The sequence below is a fragment of the Lacrimispora sinapis genome (genome assembly GCF_043633585.1).
Taxonomy (GTDB): domain Bacteria; phylum Bacillota; class Clostridia; order Lachnospirales; family Lachnospiraceae; genus Lacrimispora; species Lacrimispora sinapis.
On sequence record NZ_CP141832.1, the window covers coordinates 2,432,775 to 2,451,435 of the forward strand.

General features: G+C 45.4%; 18 protein-coding genes. 10 read left to right on the forward strand and 8 right to left on the reverse strand.

Translation table 11 applies throughout. The annotated features are described in order from the left end of the window. Positions 1–19 precede the first annotated feature (19 nt). Both VIG27_RS11390 and VIG27_RS11395 read right to left on the reverse strand, forming a co-directional pair. Positions 20–1,114: a glycerol dehydrogenase gene (locus tag VIG27_RS11390; protein ID WP_394522644.1), complete on the reverse strand. Its 1,095-nt coding sequence runs from the start codon at positions 1,112–1,114 to the stop codon at positions 20–22. Between the two features lie 151 nt (positions 1,115–1,265). After that, entirely contained in the window at positions 1,266–1,763 is a 498-nt protein-coding gene (locus VIG27_RS11395) for a DUF1543 domain-containing protein (RefSeq protein ID WP_394522645.1), read from the reverse strand. Between the two features lie 143 nt (positions 1,764–1,906). Here VIG27_RS11395 and VIG27_RS11400 point away from each other — a divergent pair, with 143 nt between their 5' ends. Then, the gene (locus tag VIG27_RS11400; protein WP_394522646.1) at positions 1,907–3,814 is read left to right on the forward strand and encodes a diguanylate cyclase; all 1,908 of its coding nucleotides are present in this window, start codon (positions 1,907–1,909) and stop codon (positions 3,812–3,814) included. Between the two features lie 53 nt (positions 3,815–3,867). Here VIG27_RS11400 and VIG27_RS11405 read toward each other — a convergent pair whose 3' ends face one another. Beyond that, positions 3,868–5,292, reverse strand: a complete 1,425-nt coding sequence (locus tag VIG27_RS11405) for a 6-phospho-beta-glucosidase (RefSeq protein ID WP_394522647.1) — start codon at positions 5,290–5,292, stop codon at positions 3,868–3,870. A gap of 60 nt (positions 5,293–5,352) precedes the next feature. Beyond that, positions 5,353–6,222, reverse strand: a complete 870-nt coding sequence (gene aroE, locus VIG27_RS11410; RefSeq protein WP_394522648.1) for a shikimate dehydrogenase — start codon at positions 6,220–6,222, stop codon at positions 5,353–5,355. Positions 6,223–6,408: 186 nt separating this feature from the next. Here aroE and VIG27_RS11415 point away from each other — a divergent pair, with 186 nt between their 5' ends. Continuing rightward, positions 6,409–7,371, forward strand: a complete 963-nt coding sequence (locus VIG27_RS11415) for an aromatic acid exporter family protein (protein WP_394522649.1) — start codon at positions 6,409–6,411, stop codon at positions 7,369–7,371. Positions 7,372–7,383: 12 nt separating this feature from the next. Here the strand turns inward: VIG27_RS11415 and VIG27_RS11420 are convergent, their stop codons facing one another. The 4 genes from VIG27_RS11420 to VIG27_RS11435 all read right to left on the reverse strand — a co-directional run bounded on the left by VIG27_RS11420 (position 7,384) and on the right by VIG27_RS11435 (position 10,628). Continuing rightward, the gene (locus VIG27_RS11420) at positions 7,384–8,754 is read right to left on the reverse strand and encodes a 6-phospho-beta-glucosidase (protein WP_394522651.1); all 1,371 of its coding nucleotides are present in this window, start codon (positions 8,752–8,754) and stop codon (positions 7,384–7,386) included. Positions 8,755–8,880: 126 nt separating this feature from the next. Next, positions 8,881–9,627 (reverse strand): MurR/RpiR family transcriptional regulator, encoded by a 747-nt coding sequence (locus VIG27_RS11425; RefSeq protein WP_394522652.1) that lies wholly within the window; start codon positions 9,625–9,627, stop codon positions 8,881–8,883. Positions 9,628–9,800: 173 nt separating this feature from the next. Beyond that, positions 9,801–10,370 carry an N-acetylmuramoyl-L-alanine amidase family protein gene (locus VIG27_RS11430; RefSeq protein WP_394522653.1) on the reverse strand — a complete coding sequence of 190 codons (570 nt, stop codon included), beginning with the start codon at positions 10,368–10,370 and terminating at the stop codon, positions 9,801–9,803. A 123-nt stretch (positions 10,371–10,493) separates the two neighbouring features. Then, positions 10,494–10,628, reverse strand: coding sequence for a hypothetical protein (locus VIG27_RS11435; protein WP_394522654.1), 135 nt, complete (start codon positions 10,626–10,628; stop codon positions 10,494–10,496). A gap of 242 nt (positions 10,629–10,870) precedes the next feature. Here VIG27_RS11435 and VIG27_RS11440 point away from each other — a divergent pair, with 242 nt between their 5' ends. The 8 genes from VIG27_RS11440 (at position 10,871) to VIG27_RS11475 (ending at position 18,661) form a co-directional block, all read left to right on the forward strand. Next, entirely contained in the window at positions 10,871–11,026 is a 156-nt protein-coding gene (locus VIG27_RS11440; protein ID WP_394522655.1) for a hypothetical protein, read from the forward strand. Between the two features lie 104 nt (positions 11,027–11,130). Continuing rightward, on the forward strand, positions 11,131–11,844 hold the full coding sequence (locus VIG27_RS11445) for a response regulator transcription factor (RefSeq protein ID WP_394522656.1): 714 nt from the start codon (positions 11,131–11,133) through the stop codon (positions 11,842–11,844). Next, positions 11,834–13,162, forward strand: coding sequence for a HAMP domain-containing sensor histidine kinase (locus VIG27_RS11450; protein WP_394527534.1), 1,329 nt, complete (start codon positions 11,834–11,836; stop codon positions 13,160–13,162). The genes VIG27_RS11445 and VIG27_RS11450 overlap by 11 nt, the downstream gene beginning before the upstream one ends. Before the next feature lie 6 nt (positions 13,163–13,168). Then, entirely contained in the window at positions 13,169–14,674 is a 1,506-nt protein-coding gene (locus VIG27_RS11455; protein WP_394522657.1) for an amino acid adenylation domain-containing protein, read from the forward strand. Next, positions 14,671–15,855, forward strand: coding sequence for a decarboxylase (locus tag VIG27_RS11460; protein WP_394522658.1), 1,185 nt, complete (start codon positions 14,671–14,673; stop codon positions 15,853–15,855). The genes VIG27_RS11455 and VIG27_RS11460 overlap by 4 nt, the downstream gene beginning before the upstream one ends. Before the next feature lie 14 nt (positions 15,856–15,869). Further along, positions 15,870–16,097 carry a phosphopantetheine-binding protein gene (locus VIG27_RS11465; RefSeq protein ID WP_394522660.1) on the forward strand — a complete coding sequence of 76 codons (228 nt, stop codon included), beginning with the start codon at positions 15,870–15,872 and terminating at the stop codon, positions 16,095–16,097. Positions 16,098–16,100: 3 nt separating this feature from the next. Continuing rightward, positions 16,101–17,684, forward strand: coding sequence for an MBOAT family O-acyltransferase (locus VIG27_RS11470; RefSeq protein ID WP_394522661.1), 1,584 nt, complete (start codon positions 16,101–16,103; stop codon positions 17,682–17,684). A gap of 11 nt (positions 17,685–17,695) precedes the next feature. Further along, a complete protein-coding gene (locus VIG27_RS11475) occupies positions 17,696–18,661 on the forward strand; it encodes a hypothetical protein (protein ID WP_394522662.1) in 966 nt (321 codons plus the stop codon).

Here is an 18,661-nt window from a genome sequence, read left to right on the forward strand (position 1 = left end):
TATCCCTCTTTGAACCGGTCTATCTCTGGTTTAAATATTCCTGTCCCAATACATCGGCAGCGATCAGGGCATCGTATAACTGTTCCGGTGTCACATCCCCGATCATGTTGTGGATGCTTTCGCCTTCGGCACAGGCATTCTTAGCTGCAATGCGGACTCTTTCTTTGTCCGTAACACCAATTTCCTTTAAGGTCACAGGCAAACCTACGCTGGCACAGAATTCCAGCACCTGATAGAATTCTTCCTTTGGTGCATTCTCAAGAACCAGCTGGGCAAGAGTACCAAAGGCTACCACGCAGCCGTGCATGGTATTCTCACACTCTTCCAGGGAAGTAAATCCATTGTAAACGGAATGGGAAACAGCAAGTCCGCCGTTGTCGGCTCCCAGACCGCTTAAATATGTATTGGCTTCAATGATGGACTCCAGTGCCGGTGTCACAATTTTGTTCTCACAGGCCTTCAATGCCCTGTAACCGTCCTCCAGCAGCGTCTCATAGCACAAGCGGCACAGTGCCATCGCGGATTTGGTGATCCCGCCGTTCTCCAGGCTCGGTGCCTTGGCTTTTTCACAGGCTCTGGCCTCAAAATATGTACCCAGAGCGTCTCCCATGCCTGCTACCAGGAATTTTACCGGTGCGTTGGCGATAATATCAGAATCCACAATCACTGCATCCGGGTTCTTGGGATAGAATATATAGTTAGAAAAGCTTCCGTCATTGTTATAGATAACAGATAATCCGGTACAAGGTGCATCTGTTGCCACAACCGTAGGGATGATAACGACCGGAAGGTTCTCATAATGAGCCGTGGCCTTTGCGGTGTCAATGGCGGAGCCGCCGCCTACAGCTCCCACACAGTCAATGCCGTATTCCTTTACCATCGCCCGCATTCTTTCCACTTCCCCGATGGAACTGATCCCTCCGAAGATTTCAAAACGAAGGCTGGCCTCTGCCCCTTCAAAGCTCTTTTCTATTTTTTCGTGACAGTTTTTATAACCGCTGTTGCTGCAAATGAACAGGAAGGATTTTCCCAGATTCTTAACTTCTTCGTATACATGAAGAAGGGCTCCCTGACCCTGAACATATTTAAGCGGTGATCTCATTAGTTTTAACATAACAAACTCCTCTCTCCTTTTGATAAATATTTTCTATTTACTATGTCAAATATACTCTTTTCTTCCGAAAATGTCAATAATTTAACAAAGTATAAAATCCGATACAAAATGACAAAAAATTCACTTTGGACCGTATCTGGAGAGAGAATTGCTAAATCAGCCTTAGATATCCGCTCCAATCAGGCTTCAGGCAATACTCTTTTCCGTCCGGAATCAGATGAATATAATAAGTCTTTCCATCGGTCGGTTTGATGCAATCATTTAACTTACGGACACGATCAACATGGCTTTCATCCGCATCCTTTAACAGTTCCTTCTTTCCTTTTTCCCTGGCCTCTGCTTCGTCAGAAGCAGCAAATAAGCCGAATTGATGCAGCTCTCCGAATATTTCTTTTGCATACCCACCCATATAGATAAAATACAGTTCCTTTTCTGCGTCTAACGGATGATCCTCGATCGACAGCCGGTATCCGTCTGCCCCTTCTATGACTGCATATTCATCCATATGCAGATTGTCTCCGTACCAGTTCTTTTTCAGAATTTCATAGGTGTCTTCGATGGCATCAGCAACAACAAACTGCACATCATGTACTTCAATGTTCGCATTCTTAATTCCTCCGCCAATCCCTACCGCAAATAATTGTTTCATATCAGCCCTCATTTCTGGTATCCATACCGGTTTTTATATTTTTATCATCATACACGTTACGCAGTAAATTATCAACCAAAGATTGATTTTTAAATTAAAACATATTAATATAATCCTATACATCTATTGTCGAAGGAGGTTCCATGACTCTTGATATTGTCACATTGTCAATTGCGCTTTTTTTTATCAGCTCCATTCAGGCAATCGTTATGCTGTTCATATTCCGTACCATCCAGGATTATCCCGGCATGTATTATCTTCTGGCCAGCTGCATTTCTTCTGCGGTCAGCGGACTATTTTTTGTGCTTTGCACCACATTTATTTGCGGAGGTCTGGCATTTCTGGGTTCCAATATCTTTTGCTTTCTGGCCATCCTTACGCTGAATATCGGATTTTCTAAATTTCTCGGCCTGAAGGTGGAAAAAGAAAAACTATGGATACTGTTTGCATTTTTACTGGCCGGTTTTTCTGCATTCACATTTGGAATTAACAATGGCCGCTGGCGGCTCATTCTGTTTTCTGTACTGATTGCCATTCTTTCCTTTCTGAATACGGATATATTATTCCACCATAAGGCTGATTCGTTCCGGCCGGTTACCCGTATGGCGGCTGTGATCCATATGCTCTTCGGCTTGTTTTTTGCCTTACGTGCAGTGTTTACTATTTTTTACAGAACAACGGACGTTTTTATTTCCACCCTGCTGCAGCTTATGGCACTTTTTTTATCCATTGCCGGAATTCTGATCAATTCCTGCTGCTTCATCATCATGGCCATACAAAGAGAACGTTCGGAAAAAGATCAGGCCAACGAACGGTTCCGGCAAATTTTTGAGACCATACCGGATACGGTAATCATATCCAGATTTGATACCGGAGAAATCATAGAAATCAATGAAAAGTATACGGAAGAGACAGGCTATACAAGAAAAGAGACCATCGGCAAGACTTCCATGGAATTGAATCTGTGGAAAAACGACAAGGAAAGAGAGCTGTTTTATGGCCTGATCCGCAAACAGGGGGTCTTAAGAAATATAGAACTCCATATCACTGCAAAAAACGGCAGAAGTCTTTCGGCCCTCGTCTCAGCCAGCCTTATGAAGATGGAGCATCAGACCTATATTATTAGCGTAGTTCGCAATATCTCCCGGAGCAAAGAACTGGTCAAAAAGCTAAATACCAGCGAAGAGACCTTTAAAGCCATTATGGAACAAAGCCCTGTATCCTTTATGCTGACCGATATCAACGGGCATATTGAATACGTCAATCAGAAATTTCTGGAGCTTACCGGATACAGGGAAGAAGAAGTCATCGGACAAACTCCAAGAATTTTAAAATCAGGATTCCAGACGAGAAAATTTTATCAGACTCTTTGGAAGACAATCACCTCCGGGAAACAATGGAGCGGAGACATCCGGAATAAAAAGAAAAACGGAGACATCATTTGGGAGCATATCTGCCTGACCCCTATCCTTGATGAGGAGGGCAGCATCATGCGGTTTCTTGCCGTTCAGGAAGATATTTCCAGCCGGAAGCTCATGGAGGAGGAGCTGAGGATCCAGGCCAGAACGGACATGCTGACCGGGGTGATGAACCGGAGATATTTTATGGAAAAAGCAGAAAAGAGACTGTTAAACGCCAGGGCTACCCAGCAGATTGCAGCATTTTTAATGATTGATATTGACCGTTTTAAAGATATCAACGATACCTTCGGTCATAATATGGGGGACAAGGCCATCCGGATCATAGCCTCCCAGTGCCAGAAGATGATGAAACAGGAAGATTTGTTCGGACGAATCGGAGGAGAAGAATTCGGAGCATTGATTTTCTGCAGCAATCCTGAGGAGCATTACCAGATCGCCGACAAGATCCGCTGCGGGGTGGAAAACATTTCCTTACTGGACGTACATGGCGGGAGGATTTCTCTTCGGATCAGCATTGGGCTGACACACTACCGGCCGGATGAGGATACCATGGAGACTCTGATGCACCGCGCAGACATGGCCCTTTACCAGGCGAAAAATGACGGGCGTAACCGGGTCGTCTTAATATAGAAAAGGGGTGCTGCAAAAGAAATGCTCCTTTTGCAGCGCCCCTGCTCTTAACATTATTTCAGGATTTCTCCGTTGGTTTCAATCACCTGCTTATACCAGTCAAAGGATTTTTTCCGGCTGCGTTTCAACGTTCCCCTTCCGGCATCATCCTTATCCACGTAGATAAAGCCATACCGCTTACTCATTTCACCGGTGGAGGCACTTACCAGGTCAATACAGCCCCATGGCGTATATCCTAATAAATCCACACCATCCACGTCCACAGCGTCCATCATTGCCTCGATATGCGCTTTCAGATATTCGATCCGGTAATCATCACAAATACTTCCGTCTTCTGCCACCCGGTCAATGGCTCCCAGACCGTTTTCCACGATAAACAGCGGCTTCTGGTATCTGTCATAAAGGGTATTCATCGTGATCCGAAGTCCCAGAGGATCAATCTGCCATCCCCACTCCGACGCCTTTAGATATGGATTTTTTACGCTTTTCATGGCATTTCCGGCCGTGGTCTTATTAATCAGCTCCTGATCTGTACTGGCACAGCGGGAGGAATAGTAGCTGAAAGAGAGGAAATCCACCGTATGCTCTTTTAAGATTCGGAAATCTTCCTCTTCTGTCTCCAGAACAATGCCCTCCCGTTCAAACATCTTTCTGGCATAAGCCGGATATTCCCCTCTCGCCTGGACATCAATAAAGAAATAGTTGTCCCGGTCTCTGTTCAAGGCTTCCCAAACGTCCTCCGGATTGCAGCTGTAAGGATAATAATTCCCGGCTGCAAGCATACATCCGATCTTAAAGTCCGGATTGATCTGATGGGCCAGTCTGGTTGCCTTGGCAGAAGCCACAAGTTCGTTGTGGGCTGCCTGGTATTTTACCTGGGTCTTATTTTCTCCCTCCTTAAACTGGAGCCCTGCTCCCATAAAAGGCAGATGGAGAAGCATGTTGATTTCATTAAAAGTGAGCCAGTATTTTACCTTATCTTTAAACCGTCGGAAAATGGCATCACAATACTTCACATAACAGTCGATCAGCCTGCGGCTTTTCCAGGAACCGTATTTCTCCACCAAAGCCAGAGGTACGTCAAAGTGGCAGATGGTGACCACCGGTTCGATGTTATATTTTAAAAGCTCGTCAATGAAGTCTTCATAAAACTTTAACCCTTCTTCATTGGGCTGTTCTTCCTCTCCGGTTGGGAAGATTCTGGACCAGGAAAAGGAAAAACGGTAGCACTTAAATCCCATCTCCGCAAAAAGAGCGATATCTTCCTTATAGTGATGATACATGTCAATGGCTTCTCTGGAAGGATAATAGGAATCCTCCGGCAGCTGGCGGTAATCCATCTCTCCAAGCATGACCGGGAAACGGTTTTCGCCCCAGGGAATCACATCCACACTGCCCATTCCTCTGTTTCCCTCTTTGTATCCGCCTTCACACTGGTTGGCAGCCGTAGCCCCTCCCCATAAAAAATCTTTTCTCATGTTATCTTCTTCCTTTCCTAATAATATGTGAATTTTACCATTCCCATCTGCCTTTACCGGTCAGCTGAAAAACAGCTTCTTTACCTCTTGAACCGGCATCTCCCGGCCGGTATAGAGCTTGAATGCTGCCGCTCCCTGCCATAAAAGCATTCCCTGGCCGTCAATACAGATACAGCCGGCTTCCTTTGCTTCTTTGAGCATCCGGGTCTCCTTTGGATTGTACACTGCATCCACAACCACCAGACCAGGATGGTACATGGCAGTATCCTTGACCACCGTTTCCCCATCCAACGGCTTCATGCCTACGATGGTGGCATTGGCAAAAACATCACTGTCAGCCATTTCTCTTTTCATGGTTTCAAGGTCTGCAATATCAAAGACATTGACCACGCAATCCGGCTTTTCCCGTTTGATCTTATCTGCGGTTTCTACGGTTCTTTCAAAAAACCCGTCCTTTATGTTAAAGATTGATATCTCTCTTGCTCCTTCCAGGGCACACTGCACCTGGATTGCCGTAGCAGCCCCGCCTCCGCCGCAGACCGTTATCTTTTTTCCTGCAATTTCCACTCCATGATCCCGCAGGCTGTCTACAAAGCCCTGTCCGTCCGTGATATGGCCCGTCAGTTTTCCGTCTTCATTTACAATGGTGTTGACCGCCCCGATGATCCGGGCAGCCGGAGACAATTCATCCATGTATTTGGCAGCTTCGGTCTTGCATGGCATGGTCACGTTGCAGCCTCTCATACGGAATGTCTTTATGGCTTCCACGGCCTTTTCCACTTCATCTACCTTGATATCAAAAGCAAGATATGCATAATCAAGTCCCAATTTTTCAAAACTGTAATTATACATCGCTGGTGAGCCAGAATGTCCTACCGGTGAGCCGATGAGTCCCATGAGTCCTGTTTTCCCTGTAATTCTTCTTTCCATCGCTTTTTCTCCTCTTTCATCAGTTCTTCTTTGCTGCTTCGTGCATTAAATGCTTTGCCTCGTCAGGGATAACATACACTGGTTTTGACGGCTTGTCAACATTTTCTGCCCGCAGACTGATGTCAGACTGTGCAACTTTTCAAAAATATGGTATGATATCAAAAAAAGCGGAAGGAGGCAGTTCTCATGAATCATGAAAAAGTAATCAAAAGCATAAAAATCGCTTTGGCTGCCGTACTGGCAATCACCATAGCCGCAAAACTTGGTCTGAAATTCTCTGCTACTGCCGGAATTATCACTGTTTTAAGCATTCAAAACACCAAACGGGAAACCTTAAAAAGTGCCGCTAACCGGACATTTGCCTTTCTTGGCGCCCTGCTATTATCGGCGGCAGTGTTTTTTTCTATAGGCTTCAACCTTACAGGCTTTGCCCTGTATCTGCTTTTATTCGCACTTTTGTGCCTGTATGCAGGCTGGGGAGAAGCCATTGCCATGGATTCTGTTCTTATCACCCATTTCCTCACCGAACGCTCCATGTCTCTCCCTCTCATCGGAAATGAGATCGGTCTGTTTTTAATCGGTACCACGGTGGGCGTCGCCGTCAACATGCACCTCAGAAAAAGAGGCGATGAATTCAAAAAGCTGTCCGATGAAGTGGATGGCAGAATCAAAGGGATTCTGGACCACATGTCCCGGCTGCTGCTGGAAGAGGAAAAAAACAGGTTTGACATAAACTGTATCGTTCAGTTAAAAGAAAGCATCGAACGGGCAAGAATTTGTGCCTTTAACAACTATAACAATGCCATTTGGAAAAAGGACACCTACGAAATTGATTATATCCAGATGCGGCAGGAGCAAAGCATTGTACTCCAGGAAATCTACGAGAACATCAAAAGCATCACCCGCCTGCCAAGACAGGCTCATCAGGTGGCTCAATTGCTGAAAAATATTGAGCAGAATTATCACAGGAACAATCCTGCGGAAGAGCTTTTAAAGGATTTGGAATCACTGCTTTCCGATTTTAAGAGCCATGAGCTGCCCTTGAACCGGGAAGAATTTGAAGCAAGAGCCATACTTTTTTATATTTTAAAACAGCTGAAACGGCTCCTGATGTTCAAACGTGCCTTTGCGCTCTCCCACAGGGAATAAATCCATTACGGCTTATTTTGCTTCCAGTTCCCGGATCTTTGCCTGAAACCTGGGCAGATGCTTTTTATGGGCTACTAAAAGCTCATCAAGTATGGTTTGGGCGATCCTGCCGCTTGGCACCAGCGGATTTAATGTAAATGCCTGCAGGGCAGCATCATAGTCCCCGCTCACAGCCGCCTCTATGGTGGTCAGTTCCATATCCTTCATTAATTGGAGAAGTCCTCTGGTGGAAGAATCAAAGCTTCCCCAGGAGATGGGAACCGGACCGTTGGCCGTAATGATGCTGCTCACTTCCACCACCACATCATCGGGCAAATCGGAAATGGCCCCATTGTTCTTTGTGCTCACCACCATGTGAGTCTTTTTATCGTTATAAATAGAAGTAATCAGTTCACAGGCCGCATCCGAGTAAAAGGCCCCTCCCCTCTTTTCAAGCTGAGGGGGTTTTACGTTTAACTCCGGGTCTTTGTAAAGCTCAAAGAGTTCCGCTTCCGTACGCTTTACCACCTCTGCTCTGGTTTCTCCTTTCTCATATGCCTCCAGTTCCTCTTTGAGCATATCGTCTGTGATGTAATAATACCTGTGATACATACAGGGTATAATGCCAAGATGTCTCATCTGGCCAGGCAAAAAGGAGATATCCGGGATGTTGCGGACACCGGAGCTGTTCATTCCCTGCATGGCCTTTTTCAGACCTCCCTCTGTGGCATAAACCTTGTCAATGACCTCCGCGGTCTTTTCTTCCCCTGCCTTGTTCCATACCCGGTGCCAGTGAAAATGGTTCAGACCCCCAAACCGGAAGAACAGGTCCTCTTCCTTCTCCTTTAGTGCGCCTGCTGCAATCTTTCTGCAAATGATGGGGACGTTGCATAGACCAACCACCTTATCCCACGCTCCATAGCGCATCACTGCCTCCGTTACCATGCCGGAAGGATTGGTAAAATTCACAAGCCATGCATGGGGGCACAGTTCCTTCATATCTTCTACAATATCAAGAATTACAGGAACGGTACGAAACGCCTTAAGCATTCCGCCGGCTCCGTTGGTCTCCTGGCCGATGACTCCGTGGGACAAGGGAATCCTCTCATCCTTAATCCTGGCCTCCAACAGTCCTACCCGGAACTGGGTGGAGACAAAATCTGCATCCTTTAAGGCTTCTCTCCTATCCAGGGTCAGATGCACTTCCCAGTCAAGACCTGCCGCTTTTACCATACGTCTCGCCAGATTGCCGACAATTTCAAGCTTTTCTTTCCCTTCCTCAATATCCACCAGCCAGATTTCCCGGATCGGAAGCTGGTCTTTTCTTTTAATAAAGCCTTCGATCAGTTCCGGAGTGTAGCTGGAACCGCCGCCAATGGTTACAATCTTTATATTCCCCTTCATGAATCTTCCTCCTTTTCTTCTATAACACGATCATACTAAAAAAAGACTCCAATGGAAATACTGCCGGCCTATTTGGTCACAAACCCAACCCAATAGGCATTTGTACCACAAAAAAAACAGGGTGTTTTATCCCTGTTTGATCTGCATGGTAAGCCTGGCTAACGATTCTACGATATACACCGCCGGTATCTGAGAGGTGATATCAACCTTCATCTTTTCCACAGCCTTTAATTCCCTCTGGATATAATAAGAGATGTTAAAATCCGATATCTTAGCCAGTGTGCTGTTTTTGCTGTTGGTGATCGAAACCACCGTACTGCTGCTCTCTTTAAAGTTCGAGGAATTTTCGACGAGAATGCTTGTCTCCCCTTCCACCGAAAGGATAATGATGATGCTCTCCTCCGGAAATTCCAGATTGATCGGAAACATGGGATTGTTGATTCCGGTAGAAAAGATACCGATGTCGCAGAAATAACGGCTGGCATACTCCGCAATTATCCCCGAATTCCCGGTACCCAGAAATATGATCTGCCTCTTTTTGGCTATGACAGCTGCTATCTCCTCAAGCTGTTTTTGGAAACTTTCTGATCCCACCCGCTGAAAAAAATCAAAGACAGAGCTGTGGTCAAACTTATGGTTTGATGCGTTTTTTTGTTCCTTTTCCAGCTTAAAGAGGACTTTAAACTCAGAAAAACCGCTGCACTTCACCTTCCTGCAAAACCGCGTGATGGTGGTGGTAGACACATGGGCTTCGCTGGCAACCTCTCTTATGGTCATATATGGGATTTTTTCACTGTTTTTTAAAATAAAATTATACACTTCATAATCCAGTTCACCGAACTGGTCCAGGATCTGGTTGGAAAATAAGGCCATATTTGTTCCCCTCAAACTTATCATACACTCTTTGCAGCTTTGTCATAAAACCATTATACCACAAAAATTGTCCGCAAGTCTATCCTGCACAAAAAATACCCTCTTTGCAGCAAACGGCTTTATCCCCGGCCGGAAGTGCTGCAAAGAGGGTATTTCTTGATGGTTTGATGGAATTATGCAAAGCCGAAATATCTCATAAGTCCCAAATAAATTCCATAAGCAAATTGATACTGGTCGTTTCTTAATTTTTCCGCATCAGAATAATTGCTCAAATACCCCAGCTCTATCAAATTGGCAGGCATGTTTACATTTCTTAACACATACAGAGATGGGTTCTCCCTGATTCCGTTGTTCCTCGTACCGGCCACCTGGGTAATTCCGCTCATGATCTGCTCTGCCAGCCATTGGGCCTGGGTGTAATACTGATAAATATACACCTCTGTGCCATTGATCGCAGGGTTCGGATTTATATTGCAATGGATGCTGATAAAATAGTCTGCCGGCCAGCTATTTGCAAGTGCCACCCGTTCAGCCAGGCTGGTCGTATTGTTGGTCCCCAAAACGGTGTCAGGTTCCGGCCTTGATACGCGGGCTTCAAACCTGGGATCACTGTTCAGCAAATTCTGCAGATAAAGCCCGACCTGGAAATTGATTTCCGATTCGTAAAGGCCGTTGTCTTCCGCACCGCTGTTAAAGTACCCGCTTGGATTGTGACCCTGATCAATAAATATTTTAATAGCCATGTAAGCATTTCCTTTCCTACTCAACTATAATAAATATATTCATTTCACAGGGAAATGCTACCAAATACAAAGAATTTGTCTGTTTTTAATTTGACAAATTTGTCTAACAAAAACCACGGTCCTTTATACATCGTTATGTTCCACGGATTTGCGTTTTGCATTTTTGTTCTTATTCTGATTTTCTCTTGTGATCGGCGTTTGTCCGTTGCATTTTTCCATTCTTGCTTTTTTGTTATCGGGCTGGCTGTCTTTTGGCATAAATACCTCCTGAATCATTTCGTTTTTTTGCTCTAAAATCCAATCTTCGTTCTTTAATCTGTTCGTTTTTTCCCTTTTTTATGTATCAGGAGACGGCTTTCAGCAGAAGAACTTTCCCAAATAGTTCCATTTTTCACAATCAAAACAAAATCCAGCTCTCTGCGCCGGATTTACTTCCTATTATTTTTATGATATCATAAGCCTGAAATTAAAAAAATTTAAGTTTTAGAGAGGAAAAAATCATGTTAGCAAACGGAACCAATGAATGCAGCTGCAAAAAAACAAACTGCGAAAGGCATGGAAAATGCGAAGAATGTATCGGGCACCATAAAAACAGCAGCCGCTATCCAAAGCCCTACTGCATGCAGAATCACAGAAAGCCCCAAAAACAGGATTGATTCTCATTTCTTAATAATTCTTAATTCCTTCTAAATCTCGTTGTCATTCTCCCTGTAAATGTTATAATTTTTCATATTCAAAACAGCAAAGGAGGAAGCGGACTATGGAAGCAGCTCAACAGATCCTGATCGTGGATGACGATACCGATATCCGGGAAGTCCTCCGCATTCATCTGGAAAACAACGGCTATTCCGTAATGGAAGCGGCGAACGGCAAAGATGCGGTTTCCGCAGTTTTAAATCATTTGGATATCGACTTGATCATACTGGATATCATGATGCCCGGTTTATCCGGAATCGACGTCTGCAAACAGATCCGGAAATCCTCTTCCGCCCCCATACTGTTCCTCACGGCCAAATCAAAGGAAAGTGACAAAGCCGCCGCCTATGAAAACGGGGGAGACGATTATCTGGTAAAACCCTTTTCCCAGACCGAACTCCTTATGAAAGTCCATTCCCTTCTTCGCAGATATGTGATCTACAAAGGGAAGACCGATGGCGGCACCGGCAGTTATGAAATCCAGCTGCAGGATATTGTGATCGACACCCAAACCCATACTGTCTGCCGGGAAAACCACAAAATAGACCTTACAGACACAGAATTCCAGATCCTTTTGTTTCTGGTGAAGAATAAGGGGTGTGCCAAAGACGCACAGGCCATTTACGAAGGCGTGTGGAACGATAAATTCCTTCCCTCCTCCACCAACACCATTATGGTCCACATTTTAAAGCTGAGGAAAAAACTGGAGCTGGACTTCAACAACCCGACCATTATCCGCACCGTTTGGGGAAAGGGCTATCAAATTGATGAAATTTAGCGGCAGAACCTCCCTTCGTTATAAACAGATCTATGTGCTGATTTTCGGTGTTTTGGTCAGCTTTTTGATGTATTTCATCACTCAGACCTTTGGAAACTATCTGGTTTCCAAAAATCATCTGAATGAAGACGTGTCCCGGAAACGGTTGGAGGGATATCAAAACTCCATAGAAACTTATGTAAAAAAAAATAAGCTTTCCGTCAAAGACGTCCGGGCCATCTCCAAATGGGTCAAAACCCACAAATACATCTATCTGACCATTTATAGCGGGAATGAGATCCTATATGAATCGGGTTTCTGGAATGATGCTTATTCCGGCTATGAATCAGCAGGTGCTTTTTTGGAGATCAGCCAGCAGGCCACACGCAATATCGCGTTTACCGACGGCATCTATTCCGTATCCATCATCGATTCGTCTGAGATCAAATGGTATGACCTGGTATTTTATAGTTCCATGGGGATCTTTTTCCTGTTTTTATTTGGCATCCTCATTGCCTACAACCACCGGATCATTGCCAGGATCATGCTCTTATCCAAAGAGGTCTCCCTGATTGAGCAGGGGGATTTAGAGCAGCCCATCTATCATAAAGGGAATGATGAGATCGCCCTGTTAGCCGTCAATGCGGACAACATGCGCAATTCCATTATTGCAAGATATAAAAGTGAAAAGGAAGCATGGGAAGCAAACAGCGAACTGATCACCTCCATGTCTCACGACATCCGGACGCCTTTGACCTCCCTCATCGGATATCTGGAGATTCTGGAATCCAAAGGCTACCATTCCGAGGAGCAGCTTGTCCGCTATATCAAAAACTGTAAGGAAAAATCCATTCAGCTAAAGGATCTGTCCGACAAACTGTTCCAGTATTTTCTTGTATTTGGCAAGGAGACCATCTTGATGAAGGAGGAAACCTTTGATGCCAGGATTCTTTTGGAACAGCTGATCAGCGAGCATGTATTCGGCTTGAGCAGCCAGGGGTTTGATGTGAGGACCGGATTTATGGAGCAGCCCTGTCAGATCACCGCTGATATCCAATACCTCAAGCGCCTGTTTGACAATCTGTTTTCCAATGTCTGCAAATACGCCGACCCAGCCGGTCCGGTCCTGGTTCACGGGGATTGTGACGGCAGCCGCCTGATCATCAGCATCAGCAACGAGATCCGAAAGGACTGCGCCTTCACGGAAAGCACCGGCATCGGCCTTAAAACCTGCCGGAAAATAACAGAACAGATGAACGGAACCTTTGAGATCAGGAAAAACCGTACCCGGTTTGAAGCAACCGCCGGGTTTCCCATCATTCCGCTTAGAAAGGAATAAGAACCAATGAAGAATGTTTTAGAATACTTAGAACGGTCTGCCACGGCCTTTCCCCATAAAACAGCAGTCGTGGACCCCGAAACCTCTATAACGTACAAGGAATTCCTTCACCATGCAAAAGCCATCGGCAGCTTTCTCTCCAAACAAGAGACTCCCGGCAGTCCGGTCGCCGTTTTCATGGATAAAAGCGTGGAAGCACTGGCTTCCTTTCTGGGGATCGTATATGCAGGCTGCTTTTATATTTCCATCAATACCGAGCTGCCTCCTGCCCGGATTCGCCAGATTTTAGAAACCTCCGGTGTTTCCAGCGTCATCTGTTCCGGGAAGGAGGGTCCGGCACTTTTGGAGGCCGGATATAAGGGAAGGTGTTTTGATTATTCTGACCTGAAAAAACAGGAGATTTCAGAAGATGTGCTTATGCACATTCGGGAAAATTCCCTGGACACAGACCCTCTTTACTGCAATTTTACGTCCGGTTCCACCGGAATTCCAAAAGGGGTCCTGGTCAGCCACCGCTCGGTCCTTGACTTTATGGAATACTTTCCTGCCTTGTTCCACATAACGAAAGACGATGTGATCGGAAACCAGGCACCCTTTGATTTTGATGTGTCCGTAAAGGATATTTATTCCACACTTTGTACGGGAGCCACCATGGTCATCCTGCCGAAGAAGCTCTTCTCCATGCCAGCAAGACTTCTGGATGCCCTTTGCGAGCACCAGGTGACCACCCTGATCTGGGCCGTTTCCGCCCTTTGCCTGGTCTCCCAGTTAAAAGGCTTCACCTATAAGGTCCCTTCCCTGGTGGATAAAGTGCTGTTCAGCGGAGAAGCCATGCCTGTAAAGCAGTTGAATATCTGGCGGAAATATTTACCTCATGCCCGGTACGTGAATCTATACGGACCTACGGAGATCACCTGCAACTGTACATATTATGAAATTCACCGGGAATTTGAAGACCACGAAAAAATACCCATTGGAAAACCATTTCCCAATGAAAAGGTCTTTCTTCTTGATGAGAATAACAGACCGATTACAAAAACAGGCATCACGGGAGAGATCTGTGTGGCAGGAACCGCTCTGGCCCTTGGTTATTACCGGAACCGGGAGCAGACAGACCGGGCCTTTGTACAAAACCCTTTGAACCCTCATTATCCGGAACTGATTTACCGGACCGGGGATCTTGCACACTATAATGAAACCCATGAACTTTGTTTTGCAGGCCGGAAAGACTTTCAGATCAAACACATGGGACACCGCATCGAGCTGGAGGAAATTGAAATAGCCTTGAACAGCTTTCCTCTTATTGAGCGCGCATGCTGTGTTTTTGATGCAAAAAAAAGCAGGATCACCGCATTTTATGTAGGCAATATGGAAGGAAAAGAGCTCTCTGTTTCCATGAGGAAAACCTTACCTGTCTATATGATTCCTACTGTTTTTCATTCCCTCGCTGAACTGCCTGTTACCGGCAACGGAAAAATAGACAGAAAAAAATTACTGGAGATGTGTCAATGAAAGAAGCCTTCCATGCTGCAGCCATAGAATTTGCTGCACGCAATTACCAAACCCCATTTTATGTATTTGATACGGACCTTCTTGCCGGACAGATCAAAAAGATCCGAACCGTTTTAGGAGATGGCCCGGAGCTTTGCTATGCCATGAAAGCCAATCCTTTTCTGGTAAAAAGCCTGGAAGGACTGGTGGATTCCTTTGAAGTCTGCTCTCCAGGCGAATTTGCCATCTGCGAACGGGCGGAGCTTCCTATGAATAAAATCGTCATGTCCGGGGTACATAAAAATCCTTCCGACGTGGAATATGCCTTAAAAGAATACGGAGGTGATATCCTTTATACCATAGAATCCCTCTCCCACTGGCAGACCCTAAAAGCGTTTACGGAAACATACCGGCTTCCGGTCCGTGCTCTCCTGCGCCTTACAAGCGGGAACCAGTTTGGAATGGAGGAATGCCTGATACGGAAAATCATTGGAAACGGCCCTTATGAGTTTATCACCATAGAAGGAATCCAGTACTTTTCCGGCACCCAGAAAAAATCCCCTACCAGGCTTTCCAAGGAACTTGCCATGCTGGACGGTCTTTGCAGGGAACTGAAAGACCAATACGATTTCAACGTTTCAAAAATTGAATACGGCCCCGGCCTTCCTGTCTGCTATTTTGAAGAAGAAGCAAATCAGGAGGATCTCATGTTGGCAAGCCTTTCTGCCTCCATAAAAACATTGACCTTTGGCGGAAAGGTCACTCTGGAAATGGGGCGCTTTATCGCTGCCTCCTGCGGGTCATATGTGACACGGGTGGTGGATCAGAAAACCAACAAAGGCCAAAACTACTGCATCGTAGACGGAGGCATCCACCAGTTGAACTATTACGGACAAATGCTGGCCATGAAAAAGCCTTCCATCGTTCACCTTGGGAAAAAGGGCAAAGAAGTAAAGGAATGGACCGTCTGCGGTTCCCTCTGTACGGTCAATGACGTGCTTGTAAAGCAGTATCCGTTTCAGGATTTAAAAAAGGGAGATACCCTTGTTTTTCAAAAAACGGGAGCCTATTCGGTCACCGAGGGAATGTCCCTGTTCTTAAGCCGGGATTTTCCCCTGATTCTCCTCTATTCGGAGAAACATCAGTTTCAAACGGCAAGACCCTCTCTGGCCGCAGATCAATTCAATTATACACAATCATAAAGGAGTTTATAACAATGGAACAACTATTAGAGATATTAAACGCGATCAACCCTGGCATTGACTACGAAACAGAAACAAAACTCATCGACGAAGGACTGTTAGATTCCTTTTCCATTCTCTCTCTTATTCCGGAATTAGAGGATGCTTTTGATATCGAGATCACCCCGGCTGATATGGTTCCTGTTAATTTTAATTCTGCAAATTCACTTTGGGAGATGATCAAGCGGCTCCAAGAGGGATAAACCATGACTTACAATTCACTCCTATACCTTTTTATCTTTTTACCCGGGGTGCTGGCGGCCTATCACTTTGCGCCCCAGCGCCACAGGCCAAAGGTCCTGCTGGCGGCAAGCTACCTGTTTTTCCTCTCTTTAAGCGGAAAGCTGCTGATATATCTGCTTTTTTCCACTCTTTCTCTCCATCATATGGGGCTGTGGCTTGGCTCCTGCAAGGCAGAGGGCGATTTAAAACTGCTTACCGCCGGGGAAAGAAAGGCGGTAAAGGCCGCTTATGCAGGTAAACGACGCAAAATCCTGTGGTTTGGGATCGGACTGCAGCTTGGCATTTTACTGGTGCTGAAATACTCCGGTTTCTTTATCTCAAATATCAACGGAGTATTGAACCTGTTTTCCTTTCATCCCCTTCTGCCTTCCGTAAAATTTGCCCTTCCCATCGGAATCTCCTTTTATACCCTGCAGGCAGTTTCCTACCTGATTGATGTTTATTATGAGAAAATAAAGCCTGACCATAATCTATTGCGGCTGGCTCTTTATCTTGCCTTTTTTCCGACTCTCATGGAAGGCCCGATCTGCCGCTACACCCAGACTGCGGACTCCTTATATCGGGGAACCCCTCTGGACTATAAAAATCTTACCTTTGGCATGCAGAGGATCCTTTGGGGGCTGTTTAAAAAGCTGGTGATTGCAGACCGGCTGAATCTATTTGTGGAAACCATCTTTAACAATCCCGGCAGTTACAGCGGGATTACGGTCATCCTCGGAGCTGTTTTATATACCTTCCAGCTCTATGCCGATTTTTCAGGCTGCATCGACATGACCATCGGTACCGGGGAACTGTTTGGAATTACCATACCGGAAAACTTTCGTCAGCCTTTTTTTTCCAAAACAGCTTCTGAATTCTGGAGACGCTGGCACATCACACTGGGTGCCTGGTTAAAGGATTATATCTTTTATCCTATTTCTTTGATAAAATTTGTAAAGAATCTGGGAAAGAAATACCGGGAACGGTTCGGAAAGCATTTGGGCCAGATATTGACCTCCTCCATCGCTTTATTCGGCGTATGGATGGCAAACGGTTTTTGGCATGGAACCGGGTGGAATTATATCTTTTTTGGCATGTATTACTTTGTCCTCATCCTCCTTGGTAATTTACTGGAGCCTGTCATCGTAAAGACAACCGATGCTTTAAGGATCGACCGCAACTGCCTTCCATACCGGATACTGCAAAGCACAAAGCTGCTGGTCCTTGTTTTTACCGGAGAACTGTTTTTTAGAGCTAAGGATCTTACGACGGGCTTTCATATGTTTTTTTCCATTTTCACGGGATTCGACTGGTCCATACTCACAGACGGCTCTCTTCTTAAATTAGGACTGTCCATTCCGGATTTCTTTGCTGTTTTCCTTGGTTTTCTGGCCGTTCTTACGGTTGGTGTGATCCATGAACGGGGGATCTCCATCCGGCAGAAAATTTCCGGCTGGAAGATGCCAGCCAGATTTGCTTTTCTCTATGCCGCCATTTTTATAGTGCTGATCCTTGGGGCATACGGGGACGGATATTTACCGGCAAAGCTGATTTACGCCGGATTTTAAGAGGTGATGAAATGACAATCTACCATAGAACCAGAGCTTTGCTTTTTTTAACCGGTCTTTTTATCTTGCTGTTTTTGATATCCTATCTCATCCTTCCTTCTAACAGCGTGGGGGATGGCTTATACAAAAAGGCAAACGGGATTCTAAAGGAACCGGAGCATACCATAGATTACATCGTCATCGGCGACAGTGAAGCCAGCACAAGCATTTCTCCCATGGAGATTTGGAATACTTACGGCTACACCGGATATAACTGCGGAGTTCCCGCCCAGCAGCTTCAGGATACTTACTACTTGCTGGAACGAGTACTGGAAAAACAGTCTCCAAAAGTGGTCCTGCTGGAAACCAATGCCTTTTACCGGGATTTTAAATACATCAATGCTCTGGAAAATACCGTGGAAGATACGGCAAAGAAGCTGTTTCCTGTCTACAAATACCATAACAACTGGAGATATTTTCATCTCTATATGCTGAAAAATCTCCGGAAATCTCCGAATCAGGGACGTGTCACCGTATTCAAGGGATTTCAGTATAACACGGCCGTAAAGCCCTATCAGGGCGGCCCTTACGGAAAAGAAACCGATCAGATATACCAAATCGGAGACCAGCCCTTGCAGTACATGAACAAAATCGCAGAATTATGCAGGGAACGGGGAATTGAACTGATCCTGTATTCTTCTCCTTCTCCCAAATGCTGGACCTACCAAAAGCACAATGCGGCATTGGCATTTGCAAAAGAAAAACAGCTTCCATATATTGATTTTAATTTAATGACCGATGAACTTCACATTGATTGGGCAAAGGATACCAGAGATGAAGGGGATCATATCAACTACTATGGAGGGAAAAAGGTATCCGATTATATGGGTGCTTATCTAAAAAGGCACACCCATCTGCAAGACCACAGGGAGGAAGCAGCTTATTCCGCCTGGAAGGAAGAACTGAAGGCTTATCTCGCAATAACAAAGGACCACTGA

Bases quoted from the DNA above. Each gene is read 5' to 3' on its own strand.
- VIG27_RS11390 (WP_394522644.1), bottom strand. From the start codon at position 1,114: ATGTTAAAACTAATGAGATCACCGCTTAAATATGTTCAGGGTCAGGGA.
- VIG27_RS11395 (WP_394522645.1), bottom strand. From the start codon at position 1,763: ATGAAACAATTATTTGCGGTAGGGATTGGCGGAGGAATTAAGAATGCG.
- VIG27_RS11400 (WP_394522646.1), top strand. From the start codon at position 1,907: ATGACTCTTGATATTGTCACATTGTCAATTGCGCTTTTTTTTATCAGC.
- VIG27_RS11405 (WP_394522647.1), bottom strand. From the start codon at position 5,292: ATGAGAAAAGATTTTTTATGGGGAGGGGCTACGGCTGCCAACCAGTGT.
- aroE (WP_394522648.1), bottom strand. From the start codon at position 6,222: ATGGAAAGAAGAATTACAGGGAAAACAGGACTCATGGGACTCATCGGC.
- VIG27_RS11415 (WP_394522649.1), top strand. From the start codon at position 6,409: ATGAATCATGAAAAAGTAATCAAAAGCATAAAAATCGCTTTGGCTGCC.
- VIG27_RS11420 (WP_394522651.1), bottom strand. From the start codon at position 8,754: ATGAAGGGGAATATAAAGATTGTAACCATTGGCGGCGGTTCCAGCTAC.
- VIG27_RS11425 (WP_394522652.1), bottom strand. From the start codon at position 9,627: ATGGCCTTATTTTCCAACCAGATCCTGGACCAGTTCGGTGAACTGGAT.
- VIG27_RS11430 (WP_394522653.1), bottom strand. From the start codon at position 10,370: ATGGCTATTAAAATATTTATTGATCAGGGTCACAATCCAAGCGGGTAC.
- VIG27_RS11435 (WP_394522654.1), bottom strand. From the start codon at position 10,628: ATGCCAAAAGACAGCCAGCCCGATAACAAAAAAGCAAGAATGGAAAAA.
- VIG27_RS11440 (WP_394522655.1), top strand. From the start codon at position 10,871: ATGTTAGCAAACGGAACCAATGAATGCAGCTGCAAAAAAACAAACTGC.
- VIG27_RS11445 (WP_394522656.1), top strand. From the start codon at position 11,131: ATGGAAGCAGCTCAACAGATCCTGATCGTGGATGACGATACCGATATC.
- VIG27_RS11450 (WP_394527534.1), top strand. From the start codon at position 11,834: ATGAAATTTAGCGGCAGAACCTCCCTTCGTTATAAACAGATCTATGTG.
- VIG27_RS11455 (WP_394522657.1), top strand. From the start codon at position 13,169: ATGAAGAATGTTTTAGAATACTTAGAACGGTCTGCCACGGCCTTTCCC.
- VIG27_RS11460 (WP_394522658.1), top strand. From the start codon at position 14,671: ATGAAAGAAGCCTTCCATGCTGCAGCCATAGAATTTGCTGCACGCAAT.
- VIG27_RS11465 (WP_394522660.1), top strand. From the start codon at position 15,870: ATGGAACAACTATTAGAGATATTAAACGCGATCAACCCTGGCATTGAC.
- VIG27_RS11470 (WP_394522661.1), top strand. From the start codon at position 16,101: ATGACTTACAATTCACTCCTATACCTTTTTATCTTTTTACCCGGGGTG.
- VIG27_RS11475 (WP_394522662.1), top strand. From the start codon at position 17,696: ATGACAATCTACCATAGAACCAGAGCTTTGCTTTTTTTAACCGGTCTT.